Annotated in this window: 15 protein-coding genes; 8 read left to right on the top strand and 7 right to left on the bottom strand. The window is 39.4% G+C overall.

Annotated features, from left to right (window positions below; translation table 11 throughout):
* Positions 1 to 258 precede the first annotated feature (258 nt).
* Positions 259 to 1323, top strand: a complete 1065-nt coding sequence (gene amrS / locus MSBR3_RS01895; protein ID WP_048106056.1) for an AmmeMemoRadiSam system radical SAM enzyme — start codon at positions 259 to 261, stop codon at positions 1321 to 1323.
* Between the two features lie 262 nt (positions 1324 to 1585).
* Here amrS and MSBR3_RS01890 read toward each other — a convergent pair whose 3' ends face one another.
* From MSBR3_RS01890 to tatC (MSBR3_RS01875), 4 genes are all read right to left on the bottom strand, one after another.
* A complete protein-coding gene (locus tag MSBR3_RS01890) occupies positions 1586 to 2107 on the bottom strand; it encodes a Nudix hydrolase (protein WP_048106055.1) in 522 nt (173 codons plus the stop codon).
* 152 nt (positions 2108 to 2259) lie between these two features.
* Positions 2260 to 2565 (bottom strand): twin-arginine translocase TatA/TatE family subunit, encoded by a 306-nt coding sequence (locus MSBR3_RS01885; protein ID WP_048106054.1) that lies wholly within the window; start codon positions 2563 to 2565, stop codon positions 2260 to 2262.
* Positions 2566 to 2852: 287 nt separating this feature from the next.
* Positions 2853 to 3188: a Sec-independent protein translocase subunit TatA/TatB gene (locus MSBR3_RS21295; RefSeq protein ID WP_080942169.1), complete on the bottom strand. Its 336-nt coding sequence runs from the start codon at positions 3186 to 3188 to the stop codon at positions 2853 to 2855.
* A gap of 129 nt (positions 3189 to 3317) precedes the next feature.
* A complete protein-coding gene (tatC, locus tag MSBR3_RS01875) occupies positions 3318 to 4100 on the bottom strand; it encodes a twin-arginine translocase subunit TatC (RefSeq protein WP_048109889.1) in 783 nt (260 codons plus the stop codon).
* A gap of 828 nt (positions 4101 to 4928) precedes the next feature.
* Here tatC (MSBR3_RS01875) and tatC (MSBR3_RS01870) point away from each other — a divergent pair.
* The 7 genes from tatC (MSBR3_RS01870) to MSBR3_RS01840 all read left to right on the top strand — a co-directional run bounded on the left by tatC (MSBR3_RS01870) (position 4929) and on the right by MSBR3_RS01840 (position 19750).
* A complete protein-coding gene (tatC, locus tag MSBR3_RS01870; RefSeq protein WP_048106053.1) occupies positions 4929 to 5714 on the top strand; it encodes a Sec-independent protein translocase TatC in 786 nt (261 codons plus the stop codon).
* Between the two features lie 470 nt (positions 5715 to 6184).
* Positions 6185 to 7111, top strand: coding sequence for a DMT family transporter (locus MSBR3_RS01865; RefSeq protein ID WP_048106052.1), 927 nt, complete (start codon positions 6185 to 6187; stop codon positions 7109 to 7111).
* 589 nt (positions 7112 to 7700) lie between these two features.
* A complete protein-coding gene (locus MSBR3_RS01860; RefSeq protein WP_048106051.1) occupies positions 7701 to 13439 on the top strand; it encodes a DUF3320 domain-containing protein in 5739 nt (1912 codons plus the stop codon).
* Between the two features lie 1156 nt (positions 13440 to 14595).
* The gene (locus MSBR3_RS01855; RefSeq protein WP_048106049.1) at positions 14596 to 15537 is read left to right on the top strand and encodes a glycosyltransferase family 2 protein; all 942 of its coding nucleotides are present in this window, start codon (positions 14596 to 14598) and stop codon (positions 15535 to 15537) included.
* Positions 15515 to 16408, top strand: coding sequence for a lysylphosphatidylglycerol synthase transmembrane domain-containing protein (locus MSBR3_RS01850; RefSeq protein WP_048106047.1), 894 nt, complete (start codon positions 15515 to 15517; stop codon positions 16406 to 16408). The genes MSBR3_RS01855 and MSBR3_RS01850 overlap by 23 nt, the downstream gene beginning before the upstream one ends.
* Before the next feature lie 418 nt (positions 16409 to 16826).
* On the top strand, positions 16827 to 17411 hold the full coding sequence (locus MSBR3_RS01845; protein WP_048106045.1) for a class I SAM-dependent methyltransferase: 585 nt from the start codon (positions 16827 to 16829) through the stop codon (positions 17409 to 17411).
* A gap of 95 nt (positions 17412 to 17506) precedes the next feature.
* A complete protein-coding gene (locus MSBR3_RS01840; protein WP_048106043.1) occupies positions 17507 to 19750 on the top strand; it encodes a hypothetical protein in 2244 nt (747 codons plus the stop codon).
* A 256-nt stretch (positions 19751 to 20006) separates the two neighbouring features.
* Here MSBR3_RS01840 and MSBR3_RS01835 read toward each other — a convergent pair whose 3' ends face one another.
* The 3 genes from MSBR3_RS01835 to MSBR3_RS01825 form a co-directional block, all read right to left on the bottom strand.
* Positions 20007 to 20552, bottom strand: a complete 546-nt coding sequence (locus MSBR3_RS01835) for a pyruvoyl-dependent arginine decarboxylase (protein WP_048106041.1) — start codon at positions 20550 to 20552, stop codon at positions 20007 to 20009.
* Positions 20553 to 20830: 278 nt separating this feature from the next.
* Positions 20831 to 22882 (bottom strand): hydantoinase/oxoprolinase N-terminal domain-containing protein, encoded by a 2052-nt coding sequence (locus tag MSBR3_RS01830; RefSeq protein WP_048109887.1) that lies wholly within the window; start codon positions 22880 to 22882, stop codon positions 20831 to 20833.
* Positions 22883 to 23332: 450 nt separating this feature from the next.
* Positions 23333 to 25243, bottom strand: a complete 1911-nt coding sequence (locus tag MSBR3_RS01825) for a hydantoinase/oxoprolinase N-terminal domain-containing protein (RefSeq protein WP_230627680.1) — start codon at positions 25241 to 25243, stop codon at positions 23333 to 23335.
* Positions 25244 to 25554: the final 311 nt, after the last annotated feature.

The following is a 25554-nucleotide window of genomic DNA, read 5'->3' as shown; positions in this document are numbered from 1 at the left end:
AGTGGAAAATAAATTATAAATGCTGTTTTTTCTGGGCAAAAAATGGAATCAAGGCATAATATTACTCGATTGCATTGTTTTAGATCGTATTGTTTCAGATCGGATTATTTCAAATCAGATTGGTTTCAAATCGGACTGTTTAAGATCGCATTATTTCAGATCAGACAAGCAGAACAAAATTATCGATAAACTTATTATCCTCTTTCAGAATTGGAAAATATGAAACAGTAACGTTATTATGCTGTAAAACAATTTCTAATGGGGATAGATGTGATAAAAGAAGCTATGTTTTACGAGAAAATAGGAGACAATAAAGTACACTGCAATCTCTGCGCCCAGAGTTGTAAAATTTCCCAGGGAAAAAGAGGCTTTTGCGGAGTCCGCGAAAACAGGGACGGAGAACTATATACCCTTATCTACGAGACTGTTTCAAGCGAAGCAGTTGATCCAATAGAAAAAAAGCCTCTTTATCACTTTTACCCGGGTTCTTATGTTTACTCAGTCGGATCAATAGGATGCAATTTCCGCTGCAAACACTGCCAGAACTGGTCTATTTCCCAGGCATGCCTGGAAGATGCTTATACAATGGATATTCCATCTGACGAACTTATTCAAAGGGCACTCCTCTCACGCTCAAGCTCAATTGCCTGGACCTATAATGAGCCCACAATCTGGCATGAGTATACTTACGAATGTGCAAAACTGGCAAAAGAGGCAGGGCTTGGGACCGTATACGTGACAAACGGATATATGACACCTGAAGCCCTCAGGAATATAGCGCCGTATCTGGATGCTGCCAATATTGATATCAAGGCATTCAACGAAAAGTTTTATCACGATGTCGCCAGTGCAAAACTCGCTCCTGTACTCGAGGCTTCTACCCTTGCAAAGCAACTTGGAATCCATGTTGAGATTACGAACCTCATTATTCCAGATGTAAACGATTCCCTTGATGAGTTAAGGGAACTTTCAAAATGGATGTATAAAAATCTGGGGCCTGATACCCCCCTACATTTTACCCGTTTCCATCCCCAGTACAAAATGCAAAACCTCTCACCGACGCCTGTCAAAACAATGCAGGAAGCCTGTAAAATTGCAACCGAAGAAGGGATAAAATATGTTTACATGGGCAACGTCCCTGGCAGTGACCGCAACAACACTTTCTGCCCGAACTGCGGAAAAATGCTGATCAGGCGTGGCTATTTCGATATTGAAAAATATGAGATCACGCCTGAGAAAACCTGTCCGATGTGTGGAGAACATATTCCAATTGTAGGTGAGTACGGAGGCTCAAAACAGGTAACGGATGAACACGAGTATTAAGCCTGAAGTACTTGCCATGTAAGAAAAGAAATTCAGGGAAAAATCGCAAATGTACAAGTTAGGTATTTGCTACTGAACCAATAAAGATTCTCTACTGAATAATAGGATTCTCTACTGAACCAATAAAGATTCTCTACTGAACTAATAGGATTCTCTACTGAACTAACAGGGTTCTCTACTGAACTAACAGGGTTCTCTACTGAACTAACAGGGTTCTCTACTGAACTAACAGGATTCTCTATAAGGAGAACTTCTATTAGTCTCAAAAAATATATTTTTCGTATCCTTCCTGGAAAATTTTTAGAATTCCAGCCCGCAGAGAAGGCGTATATTTCTCAGGCTCAATTTTGACGGCCTTATGCAGTTCATCAAGTTCGATCCATTCTACGGATACGGCTTCTTCCGGGTCAGGCCGAATTAAGCTTGCAGTTTTTTCAGAACAAAGGCCTGAAAATACCGTGTGGAAGGCTCCTTTGTTTTCGACGATGCAAGAAATTTTAAATAACTTTCGAAATGGAACCGAGATTCCGATTTCTTCAAGCATTTCCCGCTCCATACAGGCTTCGTAAGATTCATTTGCCACAGTACCGCTTACCGAGTATGTATAGCGGCTCGGAAACCAGCGTTTTTGAGGCGACCTTTTCTGGATAAGCATCTTATTTTCAGGGTTGAGAAGGATAAGTTGGGCAGCCCTGTGAATATGCATTCCCGAATAAAACTCTTCTCGTTCGCGCAGCCGAAGATAGTTATCGTTTTTGTCAACTTCAGTGATTAGCTCTGTCACAAAAGCACTCCTATTTAAGTTGTTTCACTATCCTATTCGGATGTGACAAAAAATAAAAATTTCGGTTGAAATAAAAATGACAGGCTTCACTAAAAAGGTTAAACCTGGAATAATGCCATGAAAAGAAAAAAGAAGTTAACTTTTCAGGATTTTCAGGGCTCTGAAACCTCTTTTGGCTTTTCTGCGGATTTCTGGATAAGATCCAGAAGCTGATCGTCGGTCTTGCCTCTTATGTCAATCCCGAGTTTCTGGGCAGTTTCCTGTACCTTACTCTTTGGAGCTATAGGTTCTGTTATGGATTTTTCAAATTCCTTAAGGTTTAGTTCGGATTCCTTCTGAGCTTTCTTGAACTCGCCCACTGAACTTCCCATGGACCTGGCCAGCTCCGGAAGTTTAGTTGCCCCGAAAAGGAGTACAACTACTGCGAAAATCATTATAAGTTCTTGTGTGCCTATCATGGCTTAACCTCAAGCTTTTCGTTTTCTTAAACAAATATAATCCAGCAGGTGATAATGATCTGAAAATTGTAAATATCTATAAATTAAGCTAAGATTTTTTATGTTATATAAAGTTTCTATTTTTGATTACTATTTTGGAGATTTTATATATAATTGTTTTTATTTTGCTTCTTTTTATTGAATTCTTCCGTTTTAGTCTTCTACTAAGATTTATCTCCTTTATCCCGACTTGACCCTGGATTTCAGATTTTCCGGGGCTCTTCCTGTTCAGGGACAGATTTTCCGGTTTAAGGCTTATTTTCCAGATCTGTGTCGTTTTTTAACTCTGTACCGATTTTCAATCCCGTATCGGTTTTCGGCTCCGTATCGGTTTTTATTTCGTTGTTGCTGCTTGGAATATCCTTTTGTTCCTTCTCTTTCTCTTTTCCCTCAGAAGCAACTATATTCGCAGCCTTTCTGGTGTAGGCATCGAATTGATCGAGCTCAAGCTCAGAAGCGCGCTGTGCCTTTTTAAATTCTCCCATTGCACTTCCTAAAGATCGTGCAAGCTCAGGAAGCTTCTTGGGCCCAAAGAGGAAGAGAGCTACAATAAGAATTACTATTAATTCCTGTGTGCCTATCATTGTTGGTTATTATCAACAATCAAATATAAAAGTTCTTGTAATAAGATCGGTGAAATGACCTATTCGGAGATTCTTTTAAAAACGCCTGTTTTTAAAAATAAAGAATCCCATAAATAGGCAAATTGACTCTCAAAATAGCCGGATAAGTAACAGGCTGAACTCAAAAAGAACTCCCAGTAAAAACGCCACAACGATCTGGGCAATAAATGTAGGATCAGGTGAAAGGAATAGTGAAACTGCCATAATCACACTGTAGACCAGTACTCTCTGCCTTTTAAGAGTCTGGTATTCTACAAGCCCCATCTTCACAGCAAAAACCACAAGCAAGGGAAGCTGGAACACGATTCCGAAACCTGACAGGATTGTGGTTACTGCTGAGAGAGTATCCTGAACGGAAAGCTGCGCTGTAGCCATGTCCCCAGAATAAAATAGAATATATTTGAACATAATAGGCAAGACGATAAAGTAACCTATAGAGGCCCCAAAAATGAAAAGCAGGAAAGATGCAGGAATGACCTTGAGGAAAAAGCGCTTCTCATGTGGATAAAGTCCTTTGCCTGTGAACCTGTAAAGCTGGTAGAAGAGCAATGGGATTGAAGTACCCAGAGCAAAAACGAAGCAGAGCTTGAGGCGAGCAAAGGTCCATTCTAGAGGTGAGTAAGCTGTCATGTAAAGGTCAGTATTTATAAATTCCTTCCAGACAATTAACATCCCTTTTGCTGAAAACGGGAAAGCGATAATTATTCCCAGACAGAGCCAGATCAAAACTATTGCCAGCCGGTTTCTGAGCTCTAACAGGTGGACCATGAGAGGTTCTTCGGTATCTCCTGGGACACCGGAAGTATAAGAGTTAATCCCCGAGTTTTTTCCGGTAGAAGCTGTTGTTCCGTTGCCTGTGTGCTGTGAGTTCATTTTTTCCGCTCTTACATGTATATAGGTAAATATATTAATATCGGAACATAATATAAAATGTAAATCTGCAACTCTTAGGAGGTATTTTGATTTCCTGATGTAAGAGATCTTCACAATCCATTTTATGATCCCTCTTCAGAATATCTTTCTACTATATATTTGCATACTTGAGAATTGCATATTTGAGAGTTGCATACCTGAGCATTTATGGCACTGAGTCATTAATAACGCAATAACTTAAAATGATTATATAGTTAATTAAAATGATTAAATTAAACCAGATTAGAAGAATCTGTTTAATACATTCTTTTAATTAATATGGCTTAATTAAAATAATTTATATATAATAGTTATTCAATTAATATAAATTTAGTTGTAACAAGTACTTAAACGAATTTAGATAATTAATTAATGGTTATATAAGTAAACTAAGGCAATTAATTTATGAGAATATGAATAAATTAAGAGAATTAACTAATGACTACTTAAACGAATTAAGATAATTAATATAATATACTCGTAATAAATACTACAATCTATTAAAATCAACTGCTATTTCCCGGTTCTCGATACCTGAACCCACTGGTTCCGTACTCGTATTTCGTGACTTTCATCAATTGAGTCTCCTGAATCGTTTGAAGTCTGAGGAAAATTTGAAGGATTCCATGAAAAGAGCCGAAAAAAAACCTGAATCGAAAAAACAAAATAGGTAAAAAGAAAGTTGATTGATTAATAAATCTCTGCATGAATATACCCCAGTGCGGTGAATAAGAATTCCTTTAAATAGGAAAAATAACTTTCTTTTGCTTTTCCGGATAGGTATTCATTATGTCTGAAGCGATTGAAAATCTCAGTGCAATTCTGCTGACCCTGCGAAATAAGTTACTTGTGATTGCTGGGGTCCTTATCACAGGCATTATTCTCTCTTTCCAGTTTACCGGTCCTCTGATCGAGAGAATGAAGGTTGATCTTCTCCCTGAGGGCGCAAAACTGGTGTATGTATCTCCCCTTGAGGTAATGATGCTGGAGCTGAAGCTCTCTATTATAATAGGAATTCTCGTCACTCTGCCTATTGTTGCATTCTATGTTTATAGGGCAATCTCGAAACGGTACTCAATCAAAGTTCCGATATCCATTGGAAAAGGTCAGTTTATTTTCCTGAGTTTAGCGGTCATTATCATGTTCGCCCTTGGGGCTTCGTATTCTTATTTCCTCATGCTGCCTCTCTTTCTTAAGTTCCTCTACATGGACGCAGCAGACTCAGGGGTGACTGCGACTTATTCGGTTTTTAAATTTATTTCATTTATCGCAACAACTACAGCAGTCTTTGGTCTGGTCTTTGAACTTCCTATAGTGCTTACTTTCCTTACTCGAAATGGGTTTGTAAAATATAGTACTCTTGTGACTTACCGCAAGCATATTTATGTCCTTGTCGTATTTATCGCAGCCGTAGTTACTCCTGGAGCAGATGTCTTCAGTCAGATGATGGTTGCAGTACCCATGGTGATTTTCTTTGAGATAAGTATGATAATTGTAAGGTTAATTGGAGTAAAAAACAAGCTTTCCAGGCCCGACCCGTCAGTAACTGCAGTAGGAATTACTAGAAGGAACTAAAAGAAGAAACTAAAAGAAGAAACTAAAAGAAGAAACTAAAAGAAGGAACTAAAAGAAGAAACTAAAAAAGAAGAAAGAAGAAAAAGTAATAGAATAGCAAAAGATAATTAGAATGATGCGTATTCGGGATGAGAATCACGGGCGTGTTTGAGTGATGCGATGAAGGTTAAAAAATAACCCAAACACGCCTCTCATTATTCTTTTCCGCACTTGCTTATCCGTTTATTATTCTGTTTTGAGAGCACTTAAGATTATCAAGATCAATTTATCAAGATCAATTTTATCAAGATCAATTTATCAAGATCAATTTTATCAAGATCAATTTTGTCAAGATCAATTTTATAAACGTTTTTACTGTTTCTGGACTACTATTCACAGAATGCCGACTGCTAATAGTCCGATTATCTGGATATTACTTTCAATATACTCAAGATAATCTTATTTAACAGAAACCCTTATTTGAAGATGTCATGGAGCCGCAGCACATAAAAGCAAATATCCAGATAATTGCCGCATCCGTTATCTACGGATTTTCAGGAATTTTTTTCATGTATGTAAAGAACATGGCCGCAGGAACTGTTGTATTTTATCAGCTTCTTTTCGGGCTTCTTGCACTTGCAGGTTATCTGGCAGTTACCGGAAAACTGTCAGGAATCAGGCTCCGGGGAAAAAGAAAAACCTTGATAATGCTTGGAGCCTTCAACGCAGGCGCAATGATTTCTTATTACATGGCTGTAGGGTTTACTAATGTCTCAATATCCGTACTTCTGCTCTATACGGCTCCGTTTTACGTTTTACTTCTCGCCCCTGTCTTTTTAAAGGAAAAGCATAACAAAAAGAGCCTTCTTGCCCTTGTTCTTTCTCTTGCGGGTGTAGTAATGGTAATCGGTCCTGAAAACCTTGTTTCTGGACCGGGAATTGAGCCAGCATATCTTTATGGGGTACTTATGGGCCTTTTTTCAGGCCTTTTTTATGCCTGCGTTACCATCACCTCACGTTCTCTCAGGAACGAGTACTCAGGTTTGGAACAACTTTTTATCTCAACCATAGTAATGCTTTTATTGTTGCTTCCTTTTGCAAAACAGGCACCAATTACAACCCTTGTTCAAAATCTGCCTATTCTCCTCTTTTTAGGAATAACAATCACTTCAGTGGGTTCTATTCTTTTCTTTACAGGGCTTTTACACGTCAAAGCCCAGAATGCAAGCATACTTTCCCTGCTTGAACCCGTAAGTGCGATTTTTTTCGCATACCTACTCTTAAAAGATCCCATATCCATTGAAACCCTATTTGGCTGTGTCCTTATCCTTTCCAGCTCTTTCCTGGCAAGCCTGGAGGAAGAAAACAAAACCGAAAACGAACCCGTTTTTAAGGAAAAACTGCCTGCAATCCCTTAGCTTACCGGAAGCGGGGAAAAGTAAAGTAAAGTAAACGTCTGAGTACAGCAGTCTTTTTCAAAACAAGCCTTTTCAAAAACAAGTCTTTTCAAAAACAAGCCTTTTCAAAAACAAGCCTTTTCAAAAACAAGCCTTTTCAAAAACAAGCCTTTTCAAAAAAGGCTTGAGCGAAAACCCAGTAACATTTGGATTTGAGGAACTTATCCCCAAACCCTATAGGCGTGACAAACCGGCGCAACGGTTTCGGGTCAACGGTTGCGGGTCAACGGTTGCGGCCCAGCGGTTGCGTTGACAGTTTCACCCAAGAAGGCTGAAATATAACGAAAATAAGAATAATCGTAATTTTTAGAAAGGCTCTAATAGTAGAGAAATAGTTTTCAAATATAACAAAAAAAGATTCTTAAAGATGTTATTCTTAAGTAAGTCATCCTTAAAAGATCTCTCTGCCATCCGGGTTGTATTTTTTTCTTTATTCATAGCTCTGTTTCCGGCTGGAAAGAATAAAATTTATTAATAAGTAATCTTTGTTCTATTAGTCTTAAATGTTTCATATATTTCACTAATTGTTTCAAAAGTGCCTGGTATTCTTATGGTAGACGTAGTTAAGGAATTGGAAACCCTTAGGCAGAATTTGCTTGATCTGTCCCTTCGAAATAATCTTCTCAATTACCGCCCTTCCCAGAAGAGGACCATCTCGATTACAGGTAGGAAGCCAGAGGAAATTTACGCGCTCTTTGTTCTTCAGGAAAAATCAATGAGGTTCAGGGCAACAGCCCAGTTAAAAAAAGGCAGAAAACCTGAAAATGAGGTTGAAGATGAAGCCTCAGAAAAGGAAAAACGGCTTTTGAAAACAATAGGAAATATTCTTGTCTCGGAAGATAAACCTCAGACTTCCCGCTCCGAAACTTTTCTGGAAACCCCAGATGATAGCGAGATCCTTGATAAAAAGCTTTTTTATGTTTTTAACCAGGCAAACTCCATATTTGAAGAACAGGGATATCCTGTGCTCTATCTTGCGCTGGGCTTTTTGCAGTGGAGCGACAGCAGATCGGCTATAAAAGTCACGAAAGCCCCTCTGCTTCTTATTCCCGTTGAACTCAAACGCATAGGAAAAGGCCGAATTTTCAGTATACAGTGGACAGGAGACGAAATTTTCACTTCAATTACTCTCCAGGCAAAAATTAAAGAGGTTGGAATCGAGCTTCCTGAATTTGAAATGCCTGAAGATGCTGCAGGAGTCGAAGGATATTTCAGGGCTGTATCCAGAGAAATCCATGGAAAGAGAGACTGGAAGCTCCTGCCTGAGATCTGCCTTGATCTTTTTAATTTTAAGAAATTTGTTATGTATAAGGATCTGGACCCTGCAACCTGGCCTGAAGATATATCTCCTGCCGACCATCCATTGATCCAAAAAGTCTTCAATCCTGAAGATCCCAAATATGAGGTTTCCGGTTTCCTGGAAGAAGAAGTTGACCTGAAACTTCCAGCAAAGGACACTTACCAGATAATGGATGCCGATTCTTCCCAAATTGCAGTCATTGAAGATGTGAAAGCCGGAAAAAACCTTGTTGTTGAAGGGCCTCCAGGAACCGGCAAGTCCCAGACGATTGCAAATACAATTGCAGAACTTATAGCTCAGGGGAAAAGCGTACTTTTCGTAAGTGAAAAAATGGCTGCCCTTCAGGTTGTAAAAAGCAGGCTGGACTCTGCCGGCCTTGGAGAACTCTGCCTGGAGATTCACAGCAACCAGACCCGTAAAAAAGCCGTACTTGAAGAACTGGAAAAGACCCTGAACCGCGAAGCTCCTGCCCCAGTACGTCCTGACAGGGACATCAATGAACTCGAAAAGCTAAAACATGAGCTTAACCAGTATGCACTGTCCCTTGGAGAACCTGCTGGAAAAATCTACCCAAGTGTCTATACTCTCTATGGTATAAGGGAAAAGACAAAGGCCTATTTTGAATCAAAAGGCCTGAAAATGCCCTTATATAAATTTCAAGAACCTGAAAACTGGGATCCTGAAGCCTGGGCCAATGCAGAAGCTGTTCTGGAAAAATTAAGCCAGATACTTCCTTTTCTTGGGCCTATCCGGGAAAACCTGTGGTACGGCTGCAATCCAGGGCTTGTACTGCCCTCGGATCTGGGAGAAATCGAAACTTTTACAGACGAATGCGCTACAGCTTCTGAGGCCCTCGAAGCAGCTATGAAAACCCTTAATGACCTTTCCGCAACCTCAAAGCCCAATACTCTCGAGGGAATTGCAAATGTAATTAATGCTGCAAAATTCCTCGGAAACTCAAAACCCTTGCCTGAGAAAATTCTTCAGAATTCGAGATGGGATCCCGAGAACTCAAAAATCGAATCCGAAGCTCTGGTTTCGAAACTCAGAAAATACCTTGAGCTCAAAACTTTTGTGGACAAAACTTTTCGCCCTGAGATCTACAACCTTGATACCCCTGAGTTCGAGGAGCTTTCCGGTAGTCTTCTCAAACTTTTAAATCCGAAGTATAGGAAGCTCAAAAAAGAGATTTCAGCCTGTTATATCTCAAGAGTGCCTTTCTGGGATAGTAAAATCCTGCTTGACCTGAACAGCCTTTCCGAATATAAAACTCTCAGGCTTGAACTTGAAAGTTCAGGTACAGAAGGGAAGAAGTACTTTGGAGATTACTGGAAAGGTTTTGAAAGCGATCCTGCCCTATTGGACGAGTACAGCCAATGGACAATTCTTTTCCGGCAGTACTTGAAAGAAGGCACCCTCACAGATAGGAGTTTCAGACTTTTAGAAACCGGAATTGACAGCCTGACCATCGAGTCTGCAGCCGATCATGTACTGACCGCAACGCAGGAGTTTCTGGAAGCATTTAAAAGAGTTGGAACTCGCATAGGTGCAGATTTTGGAAAAATGTATCCAAAAGGCCTGGAAACTGCAAATCTAAATTCGTTAAAAACCCAGGTAACCAGCTGGAAAAACGAGACATCTTCCCTGGTGCTATGGAGCCAGTATCTTGGTTACAGGCAGGCCTGTCTGGAAACAAAGGCAGCCCTGATAATTGAAGACCTTGAATCCGAAAAACTCGAAGTTTGTGATGCAATTCCTGCTTTTGAAGGCAACTACGCAGAGAGCCTGCTGAATCACGCCTTCAGAGAGAGACCTGCACTTTCAACTTTTATCCGGGAACTCCACGAAGGCAAACTTGACAAGTTCAGAAAACTTGACAAAAAGGTCCTTCTGGAAAACAGAAAAAGGATAACATGTTCGGCTTATAAAGAAACCCCAAAATTGGCCTCAGGCGCGTCAAGAGCCTCGGAAGCGGGCATTTTGCTTAATGAGTTCAACAGGAAGAGGGGACATATGCCTATCCGTACCCTTATGAAAAAGGCAGGCGACCTGATCCAAAAAATCAAGCCATGTTTCCTGATGAGTCCACTCTCCATTGCCCAGTACCTTGATCCCAGAAGCACCCGTTTTGATGTGATTATTTTTGATGAAGCCAGCCAGGTCAGACCCGAAGATGCAGTTGGAGCTCTCCTGCGCGGAAAGCAGGTCGTGGTAATGGGGGATTCAAAACAACTTCCCCCAACCGAATTTTTTGATACCATACTTGATTCTCCGGAAAGTGAGCCTGATGACTGTGTTACAGCCGGGGATATGGAGAGTATCCTGAATGTGTGCAAACGCAGTTTTCCGGTAAAGACCCTGCGCTGGCACTACAGGAGCAGGCATGAGTCCCTGATTGCAATCTCAAACCAGGAGTTTTATGATAACCGTCTCTATGTTTATCCCTCTCCCATGCAAAAAGACGAAAAGCTCGGGCTGAAATTTATACATCTTCCGGATGCGTTTTATGATAGAGGCAAAAGTGGGGTAAACCGGGTAGAGGCAAGAGCTGTTGCAAGGGCAGTTTTTGAACAATTGAGCAGATATCCTGATAAAAGCCTTGGTGTCGGGACTTTCAATATAAAGCAGCAGGAAGCTATTCAGAAAGAAATTGAGGCTCTACTTAAAGAAAATCCTGGACTTGATCTTAATTCTGGAAACGGAAAAGGTGAACACTTCTTTGTTAAGAATCTTGAGACCATCCAGGGCGATGAAAGGGACATTATATTGTTGAGTGTAGGTTTTGGCTTTGACGGCAACCGAAAGCTTTCACTTAACTTCGGCCCTCTTAATCGTGATGGAGGAGAAAGGCGTCTGAATGTTCTTATTACAAGGGCCAGGGAAAAATGCGTTGTTTTTGCAAATTTTACATCAAGGGACCTGAAACTGGATGAAAACTCACCTTTCGGGCTTCGGGCCTTTAAAGCCTTCCTTGAGTTTGCAGAGAGCGGCAGGCTTCCCTTACCTGCATACCTCAGAGAAAAACTCGGTTCACCTTTTGAAGAGGCAGTTTACGATTTCCTGGCAGAAAACGGCTGCGAAGTCCACAGGCATATCGGCTGTGCGGGTTACAAACTTGACCTTGCAGTCCCTGACCCATCCCATCCAGGGAGGTACTTGCTTGGAATTGAGTGCGATGGAGCAAGCTATTATTCCCTGCATGTCGCACGGGACCGCGACCGCCTGCGCCAGCAGGTACTTGAAGAGCTGGGCTGGAAGATTTACCGGATCTGGTCAACGGACTGGTACTTACATCCGAAAGAGAGCAGGGAAAAGCTGCTTAAGGCTGTGAAAATGACCGTAAAACAGGCAAAAGTGCAGGCAAAAAACGATATCGTATCCGGAACTTCAAGGATTAAAGATCCTTCTGCCTGGGCTGAGTGTGTGAACCGAAGTCCTGCAGGCAGACCTTCCGGAAAATTTTCCAGTTATCCTGCAAATCAGGGTTTATCCCCGGTTCCTGCTTTGCCTGCAATGAGTGTGGAGAGTAAAGATGGAGATGAATTCGAAGGTGCGGATGAATTCGAAGATGGGGATGAATTCGAAGGTGCGGATGAGTTTGAAAATCAATTTTATAATAGAGCCTGTTTTTCGGAAACTTTTGATGCTGAACTTCTTCCAGAGCCCTCCTTTGAAGTCGAAGCTGAAGAGCCTTATCCAGTTTTTAAACTGGAGGAAGGACTTACAGCTTCAGATATAGATTTCCTGCCAGAAATGGATATAAGAGCCAGATCAATGGCTCTGGTAGCCGATGAAAACTCCTGCAAGAAGCCTGTAAGAAGATTAAAAAAATCAAAGATCCTCAAGTTCAGTGTAGATTCCCGCTATAAGGGAAATAAAGCCAAACTGATACCTGAGCCAGAACCTGAAAAAATGAGTTTTTATCAGGCTTATCCTGAGATCGACTTCAGTGCAGTCCGTGAAAAGAAGAAAAAACGCAGGCGACTTAATGAGTTTGCGTACATTTACGGCTCAGAAAACTATTTTGAATCCGAGCCGGAATTCGAAGAAGAGGATTATGCAGATGGAGATAACAGTTACCCAGGGACATGGGACTCAGAAACTCAAAGTGAGCATGAAGCCGAGCCTGCAATTGAGCGCGACATAAAAAGGAGAACTGAAACCCGGTTAAATGAGCCTGCTCTCGGACATATGTTTGAAACCGAAGCCAGAACTCCAAAGACACCCCTATCTTTAATCCCGACTGAAAAAACAGGAAAATTCTCTAAAAAACCTGGTATCGGAAGCTCCTTAGAACTCAGAGCCTGTAATACAGGGCCTGGAATTGTCGAAATCCTGGAAATTCCAGGAGAAAAGTCTGAACCGGATAATTCAAAAAAAGAGGATGAAAAGCTGTCCGGGAAAATCAGTTCACTTGAAGCTTCCGTACCTCTTTACCAGGCCTGTCTTTCCTCAGGACTTACGAAAACCAGTGATCTTTCTGAGGTTTCGGATAAGCAGCTTGAAGAGGCAATTCTGCGAATTGTAGCGTGTGAAGGTCCCATTCACGCGCAACTCCTGCAGCAGCGAATAAAATCGGATACAGGAGTTTCCCGTATGCTCGGAAAAATCAAGCAGCGCATAGTTGATGTTGCAGCTCTTGCCGAAAGTTCTGGAAAAATCAGGGTCAAAGGTGAGTTCTACTGGCCGGTTTCAAAACCTGCCTGCCTTCTGCGCAGGCGTGAGGGAGAAGAATCTGCAAAAATCGAGTGGATCTGTGACGAGGAAATAAAAGAAGCTATCCGTTTTGTGCTATATAACCAGTACTCAACTCCTCTTGAAGATCTTATTGTCCAGACTTCTAGAGTGCTAGGGATAAAAACCACACGTAAAAACACAAAGGAACGAATCGAAAAGCTTGTACAGACAGGAATCAAAAATGAGGAACTAACTCTCATGCCTAATGAAATGATTTATTTTTTGAATAAAGCAAGTCTTTCAGAAAATTGAAATTTCTAGAGCCTATTGTTTTTAAAAAGCTTATTATCTATTTCATTGCCGTTTCATTTTCCGTTCTATTTTCTATTCCTATTTCCATGCTTCGATTTAATGTTTCGATTTAATGTTTCGATTTAATGTTTTGATTTAATGTTTTAACTTAATGTTCTAACTTAATGTTTTAACTTAATGTATTTTGATTTAATGTTTATATTTCTCATTTCTTTTTCATATTCTCATTTCTTTTTCATATTTCTAATTTTTCGTTTTTCTCTACTTTGTTATTTTTTATATGCTTTACAATTTTCCGACATCAAACTTGACTCGATAATCGAATGTAAAACCTTGTTTCAATAACCGAAGATATTATTTTAGCAAAAATAATTTTATAAGATTATAATTAAATCTTAACTTTTATATGAGAGTAATTTTATTTCTTTTTAGATAATTTCAATGAGATACTTTTAGTAAAGTTAAAGATTGTTTTTACACCAGTAATCTTTATTTAGGTTTATTTTATAGAACAAGAAGCTTCGGAGATAATAGATAAATTAGTTTGAAAACGCAAAAATCAAATTGCAAGCGGTCACCCTCGTTAAGGATGATGTATGCTTCAGGATGCCCGCCCTATTACTTGGAGACAAATGATAAGTACCCTTTAACAAAGTTTCTTTAATATCAGTGATTGAAATTTTGACCTCGGTTTTCTATCCGATTTACTATCTCTATAAAAGGAAGATATGGCTTAGATCTCTATAAAGGAAGATATGGCTTAGATCTCTATAAAGGAAGATATGGCTTAGATCTCTATAAAGGAAGATATGGCTTAGATCTCTATAAAGGAAGATATGGTTTAGATATTTAAAGAAAAAAACAAAGAGGAAAGGGTTCACTCATCCTCGGCCTTAAGGTTGGGTATTCGTGAGCCTCCGTGCCATTACTGTAATAAATTTTATAAAGAATTTGGCTCGGCTTAAAAATACATTTAGCTTAAAAATACAGTTATAAGAAAGGTTTTATTTCAATTCGTTTCCAATCTTAAATCAAATTTTCCTCTATATTAAAACTAGCTCTAAATTAAAATCTGATGGATATTCGCATAGTTTCTGAATTCCTTAAGTTGCAATTTTATTGATGAAGTGAAACACTGTTTAGGAGAAAACGGTAAATGTCCGATAAACTGGATCTCTCAATTGTAATCCCGGTTTTCAATGAAGGAGAAAACGTAGGGGAATTATATAATCAATTGAATGTAGTTCTTTCCAGACTTGGAAAGACATCTGAGATCATTTTCGTAGATGATGGGTCTATAGATGATACTTTAAAGAAGTTAAAGGCAATTAAGGATAATAGAGTTAAGATTGTAGGATTTCAGAGGAATTATGGAAAAGCTGCGGCTCTCTCCTGCGGGTTCAAGAAATCACAGGGAGATTTTGTTATTACTATGGACGGAGATCTACAGGACGACCCTAAAGAAATCCCGAGATTTTTTGAAAAATTAGAAGAATATGATATGGTTTCAGGCTGGAAGAGTAAACGACAGGACCCTATTTCAAAGACTATTCCTTCAAAGTTCTTCAATGCATTGACTCGATGTATTACAGGAGTCAAAATTCATGACTTCAACTGTGGATTCAAAGGTTATAGAAACTATGTCGTAAAAAATGTAAGACTATATGGAGAATTTCATCGCTATATTCCAGCTCTAGCTCACTGGAGAGGATACACTGTTGGAGAAATCGAAGTCGAACACCATCCCAGAGTCCATGGAAAATCAAAATACGGAGTTGAAAGGCTTTTTAAAGGCTTTCTGGATCTGATTACAGTCACGTTCTTGAACCTATACAAGAAAAGACCCCTTCATATCTTTGGAGGTATAGGACTCTTATTAATATTCTCAGCAGTAATCATAAACCTGCATCTTGTCTCTTTATGGCTCAGAGGCATCAGGATAGGAGACAGACCTCTGTTGATGTTGAGCATATTAATCACGGTTCTTGGAGCTCAATTTATATCCCTTGGCCTTATAGGAGAACTGATCACAAATTCGAGAAACAATGATGACTATATTATAAAGTACGATAGTTATGAACTGGAAAACAGCATGTAAAATCGTTGTCACTTCGGGTTTAATGCTTTACCTTATAGCCAAACTTGACCTGCGGACAATTTACGAGACTTTTACCCAGATGAATCTGGCATTGCTTTCTCTCTCATTACCTTTTATTGTTCTGATGTACCTGATGAAAGGTATAAAATGGCAGGTTCTGCTCAGTTGTATAAATGTTCAAATCCCGGTAAAACGATCACTTGAAATAATATTGATAGGTAATTTTTACGGAGCTCTTACTCCAGGCAGGGCAGGAGAAGTTTCAAGAGCTTTTTACTTAGATGCTGAGAGCTCCAGAAGCATACCAACCGTAGTAATGGACAGAGTTATAGATATGATCTGTCTTCTGGTTTTAAGTGTACTATCCATAGTTTTCTTTTTCAAAGATAGAAATTTAATCTATATAATGACGCCGATGATAATGATTTTTATCACTGGCATGTTCGTTATCACAAATGAAAAGGTCGTAACTCTTATTTTCGGGTTATTTTCTAAAAAAAGCGAATTCAAAGAAAATTATATTAAAACGATAAAAGAGATTACTCGAAATAAAAAAGCTATTTTTTCTGTTTCTGCATTAACTCTTGTATATTATTTACTGAATCTACTTGTATACTGGATAGTTATAAAATCCTTAAATCCCGAATTAAACGGTTTGTTGACATTTTCCCTTCCAATAGTAGTAGTTTTGGGAAATTTTCCAATTTCAATATCAGGATTTGGAGTTAGAGAATTTGTAAGCGTCACTATATTCAAGTTGTTGAATGAAAGTTCTGCATATGGATTTTCCTGCTCTATAGTTCTATATCTCTTAACTACACTATTACCAGCAGTATTTGGGTTCATGCTCACTTTAAGAAAAAAGCCCTAAAATTTCAAGACAGATTGAACTGTTATAAAAAGGGTATCGAGAACGTGTTAAGGAAAAATACTGAAAAAGGGAATTGAATAAGAATATCGAAAAAGGATATTAAGAAAGAATATTGAGAACAGATATTAAGAGTGGATATGAGGAATTAAAGACAAATATTGAGGAATTAAAGACAAATATTGAGAAATTAAAGACAGATACTAAGAATAGATATTAAGGATAGAGTTAGGGAATTAAAGACGGAATTGACGAATTAAAGACAGACGTTGAGGATGGATAGGTTGAATACGAATATTAAGAATTAAGTCAAAGTAACTGACAAAAATTCAAAATAACCGGGCTATTAAGAATAAAAAATTAAAACTGAATATTAAGAAGAAATAAAACTAAAAACGCATTTTAATATAGGTGTGGCTAGATGGACCAGAACCAGAGTAGAAATTACAAAAAATACAACTCTAAAAATCCGCTGATGGGTATAGTGATATCCAATTTTATGAATAACTTAAAGGAAACTTCCGCTACTTTGAAAAATATAAACAGTGTTATTGATATAGGCTGTGGGGAAGGATTTGTTATTAATTGCCTTGATTACCCGAAAATAACAGGCGTTGATATCTCCAGAAATGCTTTGAGAATTGCAAAGGAGAAAAATCCAGAGTGTGAATTTTGTTCAGGCAGCATATATGAAATTTCGTTTAAAGAAAATAGTTTTGATCTTGTTATAGCAACCGAAGTACTGGAACATCTTGAAAGACCTGATTTAGCTCTTCGGGAAATAAGACGAATAACTAAAAATTACTGTATTCTTAGTGTTCCCAATGAACCTTATTTCCGTGCAATGAACTTTTTTAGGGGTAAAAACTTAGCACGTCTGGGGAATGACCCTGAACATGTCCAGAATTGGAGTTCAGGAAAGTTCGTGAGTTTAATAGATACCTATTTCGATGTGCTGGAAGTTCGAAGACCATTTCCCTGGACTATGGCTCTGTGCAAAAAATAAGTATTAACATTTACTTTTTATTAATATTCACTTATTATTTTAGATTTACTTTAAAAAATAAATGATAAATGTTCAGAAAGACGGGAGATAATTTCATGGAAATAAGAATAACATCTAACCCGGAAAAAAATCGAAATTTTAAGAATAAATACTTTAACAACTTAAGGGAGTTTTCTCTAGTAGGAATCTCATATACTCTTTTGACAATTATTCTTACTTATCCTGTCTTTTTTAAGATAAAAACCGATATTCCTGGAACGGGAGCGGATTCGTTTCAGTGGATGAGAATCTTATGGTACACAAAAATAGCAATAAAGGAAACTGATTTAGCGGCTTTGACGCACGACAATCTTCTTTTTTATCCGAATGGGATAGAATCAATGCCCTTTTCATCAGCCTTCAATCAAATTCTCTACGTATTGATGTCACCCTTTTTGGAACTTCACGTCATATACACGATATTATGGCTCTTAACTTTTATAATAGGAGCTATCGGTTCGTATTTCCTGGTAAAATATCTTACGGACAATAAATATGCTGCCTTTATTGCAGGAATTGTATTCGCATTTTCTCCATACCATTTTTCCAGAGGACTATACTTTTTTGGAGCAGCGACGGTTGAGTGGATACCCTTCTGTGCGCTGTATCTCATGAAAACAGTTAAAGAAGAAGGGGTCAAGAACCCAATCGTTGCAGGAATCTTTTTTGTTCTGGTAGCAATGAGCGACCTGCAGTATCTGGTCTTTATGGGGATCTTTGCAGGATTGGTATTTTTCTATGATTTTTACCTGACTCTAAAAGCCAGAAAAAATTTTACTTATTCTATGAAACAAATAATTGAAAAATACTTCTTTTTTGGCGGGGTCGCTTTTATCGGAGTATTGCCTTTGACCATTAACGAGATACTTATTGCTCTTTCGGACCAGAACTACTTAAAGCCAAGTGCCTCTGAGATTCCGAACTTATCAAATGATTTGATGAGCTTTTTCCTGCCTTCGCATTTACATTCGTTTTTCGGTCAGTTTACCTTAGACTTATATTCCAGTATACCAAGCTGGTTTGCTGAAAAAGTGAACTTTATAGGATATATTGTTCTCGGGCTTTCAGCTCTTGCACTCCTGAAATCAAAGAGAAAGCCTGACATAAAGTTCTGGTTAATATCTACATTTTTCTTTACAATAATTAGCTTAGGACCCATATTACACTTTAACGGAGCAGTTACCTTCACGGACTCAAACCTGAAAATTCAGCTTCCATATCAGATACTATACAATACGATTCCTTTCCTGAAAAACTGCAGGACAGTTGGCAGGTTTTTTGTTATTGCAACCCTTGGGTATTCCGTCCTAGCAGGGTACGGTTTTTCGGAATTATTGAAGTATAAACCCAAAAGAAAAAAACTTATCTTTGCAATAGTAGGTTTCCTGCTAGTTTTTGAATACCTGTCTATTCCGTATCCGACCACGCAGGTAAATGTTCCTGACTTTTACCATAAAATTAGTAACGATAAGGATAACTACGCAGTACTGGAAGTTCCGCAAAACTCTAACGCAGGATATATGGATTTTCAGTACCTGTACTATCAGACAATTCACAATAAAGCTCTTGTCGGTGGATATGCAGCAAGGTACCCACCTAATGTCAATAAATTTCAAAGAGAGACCCCGCTTATTAAAGAATTGAAGTATTATTCCCTTGGGACCAAAGACATTTTACAGGAAGATGTTAATGAGATAGGCGCTTCGGTCTTGAATGCCTATAATATAAGGTATGTCATTGTCCACAAAGATCAATTGTCCAGTGAGCAGCTCGATTTTGTAAGCGATTTACTGAATAAGACCCTTAAAACCGAACCTGATGTATATGCCGAAGACGAACTTATTGTTTACAGTGTTCCAGATGAAACAATCCGGCCCTTTATGCTTTTAGGTGATGGATGGAATAACCCGGAGAATTGGGGAGGCACAATAACCAGATGGATGTCAAACAAGGCTACCTTATCGGTTTATTCAGGTGTTGCTGAAAATGCAGTATTAAAACTTAGCACATGCTGTTTTCATTCACCAAAAACACTCGAGGTGTATAACGGCAAAACTCTCCAGAGTAAACAAATTATCAACGCTAATTTAAGCACAGTAAATATCCCGATTACCTTAAACAAGGGGAAGAATACAATTGTTTTGAATATACCTGAAGGCGCTGAAAGACCATGTGACTTTCCGGAGCTAAAAAATAATGATACAAGAGGATTAAGTATAGCAATTCAAAAAGTTCAGTTAATTGACTCGTCTGAGAATATATCATCAAGAGCGCAACTATCGGACAGAATCCCAGTGTAGAGAAACCAAAAAATATTAGAGAAATCGGGGCAACTTTTTTAACCCTGCACTTCTATGAAATCAGGAAAGCAGGGACTTCTTCCCCTTAACTCAATTAAAGGTGTTTAACATAGTTTTTAACAAGTTTATTTATTTACCTTATTTTTTAACCGACTTTTTCTCTTTTAATCACTTCATTTATTTTTAATTAATGTCTTGTTTTTTAATTAATATTTTTTTAATTAATATCTTGCGTGATTATCTTTTATTTTGTAGCTTATTTTGTAACGAAAACCATTGCAGCTACAACCGTAGTCCATTTTCCATCCTTATCGCCGTTTGCGGTCTGGCACATATGGAAAGTATCAAAGATATGCCCGCTTGCCTTGTAGACCTGCTCTCTCTCATGCCAGGCCATTTCCGCATCAAATTCTATACCAAGTGTAGTCGCAAGCATTGTAGCTGCCAGGTCTTCAGCATATTCTCCTGCGATAATTTCTTCTTCTCCAAAAGAGTGATGTTCGGAAATGTACCCGTAGTTTTCTTCATTCACAGGGACCGCAGTTCCTATGGCTGAAGCCATTAAACGATGAGGCTCGTTAGTATCATTTCTTGCAAGTACACAATGGACAATGGCACCGGGTTTTAACTCTAAAAGTCCTTCTTCTCTGGGTACGATTTTGCAGTTGGGAGGCAGAATACTTGAAACACTTACAAGATTGTATTTCTCTATTCTTGCAGCTCGTAGTGCAAGTTCAAAGGATGCTAATCGGTCTTTGTGTACCCCGGTACCCTTTGTCAAAAATGCTTTTCTCGGGATCATGTTAACTCCTTAAGGAATTTATGCATTTGCTGTGCGGTTTCCATTGTATGAGTAACCGATACACATATGATACACATAGAGCCTATCCCAAAACGTTATCTAATCTACTCCGCCAATATTATAACTCCTATTCTGGCATTATATTGGTTTTGGGATAGACTCATATAATAACTTTAGAGTCATTTTAAGTTTTTTAATTGTAGCAAGCTGGACTATTAGGATGATAATTCTCTCTCTCATTTCTGAAACGTATACCAGAGTTATGAACTTTATCCTTTTCACTCATAATGCTCAGAGATAGAAAGATCTCTATGAGAATTACAATCCAGCGAATGAAACTGCTCGGTTAGTTCTGTAAAGCCTTCATCTTTTTTCCTCTGTCCAGTGAGAGCTTTTTCATAGACATTAGAATTTGCAACCCCTTCAAAGATAAATCTTGTCTCTATCGGAATTTCACCTGCATGGACTTTTATATCCTTCTTCTGTACACTAACTGTAACCTGGTCAGGGAGAAGCCCGGACTCAGCCATATAATCAAGAATCAGCTTTCTCCCGAATGCCTCAGCAAACTCCAGGGCTTCACTCCGGACTATGAAATGCCTCCTTCCTACAGGAGTGTATACAAAGATCCCTTTTGTTTTAAGGTCATACTTGGACTCACTATAAAGCGTACGCACTGTTATCTCAATACGTTTTGTCCCTTTTCCTGCAAGAGCTCCGACGGCATTTCCAACCTCTGAGTATTCGGGAACAAAGACTTCTGCATCTACAAGCTTCTTCAGTTCGTCCACATACGCCTTTACCGGACCCCCTAGCAGGACAACAGGAATATCCACTTTAAAGCGAGCGAAGAAATTGCCATCGAACATTTTTTCAATTTCGACCCTGTCCACTCCTTCCATCAGAAAAGCAATGAGGTCTCTTGCCATGTTCTTTGCAAAGAGCCGCTTCACATTGAAACAGAACTCATGTCTGTCAATTCCTATGAAGTTTGCAAGTAGAGTAGCTCCGATTTCCGAGGCTTCGACATTCCATTCAGTATACTCCCCAAGTACATGCAGGGCATCTGTTGGAGTAAAACCGATTACCTGAACAAGCCGTTTCTGGATTAGAGAATCCATTACTCTCTTTGAAGGAAGAATATTTTTGTCCCAGTAAACATCTTTGAGGGAAAGCGGTTCGTCCCGTATAAGAGCAAGTAGCTCTTTTTCTTCACGATTCAAATTGACAGGTTTCTGCTCTGTCCGGACAAAGAACTTTGTTGCCTGGATATGTTCATCTAGCTTGAGGCGGTCGGGAATCCAGCGCTTTTTCAGAGTGCTTATGAAATCGGGGTACAGGACTGCTGCCCTGCAGAGAGGAATAACCCGCCTGGGGCCTATGTGTATATCGCCACTCTTGACCCAGATATGACTGTCCCCACCCATAGCCGAGGTCTCCATACGCAATGCTCTGACTTTTGTTTGCCAGCCACCTACAACTGCTCCTGCCTCACTGAGGTATGGAAGTCCTTTATGGACCAGGGAAACATCTGTGCTTGTTCCTCCAACGTCAATTACAATGCAGGTTTCATGTCCGGACAGATAGGAAGCTCCAAGAAGACTTGCTGCAGGGCCTGAAAAGACCGATTCTATGGGTTTTTTCATGGCCTCAAGCATACTTACTACAGAGCCGTCGCAACGGAGCATGGCAATTCTCGGGTTGAGATCTCTTCTTTCGATCTCACTAACTACCGTCTTTAAGAACCCCTCTGCTACAGGCAGGAGCTGGGCATTAAGGTAGGCAGTAACTCCCCTTTCATAAGCCCCAAGTGACTGGGCCAGTTCATGCCCGCAGACAACAGGCAGCCCTGTAAGTTCCTGGATCAGGGTTTTTACCTGCAGCTCGTGCTCCGGATTTCGCACACTGAAGTAAGAAGAGACTGCAAAGGCCGAAACCCTGTTTTTTATTTCAAGTACGAATTTCTCTACTGCTGACAGGTCAAGAGCTGTGACTTCCTCACCATTACTGTCGTGTCCTCCCTTTACCATAATCCAGTTTTCAATTCCCGAATCTTCAGGGATATCATAATTTCCGATAAGAATGAGCCCAACAGGATATCCTGTTCCCTCGAGGATAGTATTGGTGGCAAGAGTAGTTGAAACCGAAACTACAGTCACGAATTTTAGCTTTTCAGGGTCAAGTCCGTCAATTGACTTCTTTATTCCTTCAAGAGGATCAGGATAGGTTGTGAGGGACTTGTTTGAGCATACAACTCTTCCGTCCGATTTCCGAATTAAAACCGAATCAGTATAAGTTCCACCTGCATCAATACCCAGATCATATGCCATTTTCGAATTATGTACCATTTTTATACCTCCACTTTCACGTTCTATGTTTTTACATTACCCTTTCCTTACCATTTGTAATGCTGTTCCTTTATGCCATTTTTAATTATTTTCTGATTTTCTTACCATAAAATAAGGAAAATTAATCCAATCATTTGTCAGTTCAATCTGGACAGTTCAGTTCAATATAGCCAGTTCAGTTCAATATAGCCAGTTCAGTTCAATATACTCGGTTCAATTGAATTTGGTAAGTCCCGTTCAGCCCACCTGAAATCTTTTTTTCAGAATAAGAAGTTGTTTCGGATATAATTCTGGAAACAAACAGCTATTCAGGAACAGATGAGAGATTCTAGAACAGGTGAGAGATCAAGAACAAATATTGAACTCAGCAACTATATTATTTGCACTATTGGGGAAAAATATATAAAAGTTCCGGGAGCGATTATCCGGAACTCAGATTTTCGGCATCCCTACCCCGACAAAAACAAGTTTTGTCTCTATGGGTATGGGTCCTGCTTCACTCAAAGAAATATCTTTTTTATTTACTTCGATCTGGACCTGTTCTTTATCAAGGCCGGCTTCGGTCATGTACTCCATGATGAGTTTTCTTCCCAGGGTTTCTGCATATTCGAGAGCTTCAGGATAGCTTCCAAAAATTTCCCTGCCTTGAGGCGAAAATAAAAGAACAAGTCTTTTCTTGTCTTTCGAATAGGCGTTTTTAATCAGGATTTCAATTCTTTTTATGCCCTTGCCCACAACGGCTCCGACAGCGTTGCCTACTTCAGCATGATCGGGAATTATGATATCGGCATCGAGAATTTGCTTTAACTCCCTGGTGTATGCGACTACAGGGCCTCCTATCAGTACAACAGGGATTTTCATTCTGAACTGTGTAAACCTGTTGGAAAGCAGGATTTTTTCGATTTCGGGAGAAGGCACATCCTTCTGGATGAAAGATACTAAATTTAAGGCCATATTCCTTGCAACGTTCTGCTTTATCTGTTTGCAGAGCTCGATATTATCGGTCTGGGTATAGCGTTCCAGAAGTTTTGCTCCTATCCTTGAAGCTTCTTGATCCCAGGCTGTATATTCTTCGAGAACATGAAGTGCATCGGTTGGAGTAAAACCTATTGCCTGGATCAGGCGCTTTCTTATTAGGGAATCAAGCAAACCAGGAGAAATCGTTTTTTGGGTTTCCCAGAAAATATCATTAAGCGATACAGGAAAATCTCCTATCCTATCAAAGAGTTCTGTTTCAAATTTTCCTAGATTCGAGGGCGCAACACCAGTCCTTACAAAAAACTTAGTAGGTTGCACATTTTCGTCAAGATGCATAGTGCCAGGGATTCTCCCTTTTCTCAGGACTTCGAGAAAACCAGGATATTTGACCGCTGCAACGCAGAGTGGGATAACTCTCCTTGGGCCGATATTTAGTTTCATATTCCTGACCCAGACATGGCTGTCTCCTCCCATTGCTGAGGTTTCCATTCGAATAGCTTTAACCTTTGTCTGCCAGCCTCCGACTACAGCTCCGTCAGTACAAAGTTCAGGAAGCCCGTTTTCGAGCATGGAAACATCCGTACTCGTCCCACCTACATCAATAACCGCACAGGTTTCAAGCCCTGAAAGATGGGATGCTCCTATAAGGCTTGCTGCAGGGCCCGAAAAAATAGACTCGATTGGTTTTTCCAGGGCTTCGTTAATGCCCACGACCGAACCGTCACATTTGAGCATCAGCAGCCTGGAACTCATTCCCCGCCTGGATATTTCTTCCCTGATTGAGAGAATAAACCGGTTTGCAACAGGAATTAACTGAGCATTCAGGTAGGCTGTAATCCCTCTCTCGTAGGCCCCAAGGTCAAGGGAAAGTTCATGTCCACAGACCACAGGCATCCCGGTAAGCTCCTGGATACGGGATTTGACTGCCAGTTCATGGGCAGGGTTTCGGATACTGAAATAGGAAGAAACTGCAAAAGCCGAAACCTTATCTTTAATTTTACTGACAAAAGCTTCTACAGCTTCCATATCAAGTGAAACAAGTTCGGCTCCGTGATGGTCGTGACCTCCTTTTATTACAGTATAAAATTCAACATCCGCTCTTTCCGGAATTTCATAATTTCCTACGAGGATCAAACCTACAGGATAGCCATTTTTTTCAAGGATTGTGTTTGTGGCAAGTGTTGTTGAGACCGAAACCATTTTTACATTTTTTAAATATTTTTCATCCAGGCCGTCTATGGAATTCCTGATTCCTTCAAGCAGGTCGGGATAAGTGGTAAGCGCCTTGTTCGAGTCCATCACTTTGCCATCTGAGTCCCGAATGATGACCGAATCAGTGTAGGTGCCTCCTGCATCAATACCCATGCTGTACTGTATCTAAATGCCTCCTACTTATTTTTTAGAATTGGGGTTCATGATATAGTTTGGATAGTTAAAATTGCCGGGCATATATTATATTTAAAAGTATTTTATTCATGTGCATAATATGCGATTGGAAAAGTTTAGGGAAAATTTAGTGATTTTTGACGAATAGAAAGGAAAAAGTCTAAAATGATTTTAATGCAAGTAGTATAATCGATTATTAAAGATTAGGATTCGAAAAAAATAGTGAGACCAAAGCAAATTAGTAAAAACATCTGAGCATGTGTGTATAAAGCTCATTCAAAAACTTGAAA

It is taken from the genome of Methanosarcina barkeri 3 (assembly GCF_000970305.1).
In the GTDB taxonomy this organism is placed as follows: domain Archaea; phylum Halobacteriota; class Methanosarcinia; order Methanosarcinales; family Methanosarcinaceae; genus Methanosarcina; species Methanosarcina barkeri_A.
This window is presented reverse-complemented; position numbering and strand designations above follow the sequence as displayed.

Coding starts and splice junctions, on each gene's coding strand:
- amrS (WP_048106056.1), top strand. CDS start 259: ATGGGGATAGATGTGATAAAAGAAGCTATGTTTTACGAGAAAATAGGA.
- MSBR3_RS01885 (WP_048106054.1), bottom strand. CDS start 2,565: ATGATAGGCACACAAGAACTTATAATGATTTTCGCAGTAGTTGTACTC.
- MSBR3_RS21295 (WP_080942169.1), bottom strand. CDS start 3,188: ATGATAGGCACACAGGAATTAATAGTAATTCTTATTGTAGCTCTCTTC.
- tatC (WP_048109889.1), bottom strand. CDS start 4,100: ATGAACTCACAGCACACAGGCAACGGAACAACAGCTTCTACCGGAAAA.
- tatC (WP_048106053.1), top strand. CDS start 4,929: ATGTCTGAAGCGATTGAAAATCTCAGTGCAATTCTGCTGACCCTGCGA.
- MSBR3_RS01865 (WP_048106052.1), top strand. CDS start 6,185: ATGGAGCCGCAGCACATAAAAGCAAATATCCAGATAATTGCCGCATCC.
- MSBR3_RS01860 (WP_048106051.1), top strand. CDS start 7,701: ATGGTAGACGTAGTTAAGGAATTGGAAACCCTTAGGCAGAATTTGCTT.
- MSBR3_RS01855 (WP_048106049.1), top strand. CDS start 14,596: ATGTCCGATAAACTGGATCTCTCAATTGTAATCCCGGTTTTCAATGAA.
- MSBR3_RS01850 (WP_048106047.1), top strand. CDS start 15,515: ATGAACTGGAAAACAGCATGTAAAATCGTTGTCACTTCGGGTTTAATG.
- MSBR3_RS01845 (WP_048106045.1), top strand. CDS start 16,827: ATGGACCAGAACCAGAGTAGAAATTACAAAAAATACAACTCTAAAAAT.
- MSBR3_RS01840 (WP_048106043.1), top strand. CDS start 17,507: ATGGAAATAAGAATAACATCTAACCCGGAAAAAAATCGAAATTTTAAG.
- MSBR3_RS01835 (WP_048106041.1), bottom strand. CDS start 20,552: ATGATCCCGAGAAAAGCATTTTTGACAAAGGGTACCGGGGTACACAAA.
- MSBR3_RS01830 (WP_048109887.1), bottom strand. CDS start 22,882: ATGGCATATGATCTGGGTATTGATGCAGGTGGAACTTATACTGATTCG.
- MSBR3_RS01825 (WP_230627680.1), bottom strand. CDS start 25,243: ATGGGTATTGATGCAGGAGGCACCTACACTGATTCGGTCATCATTCGG.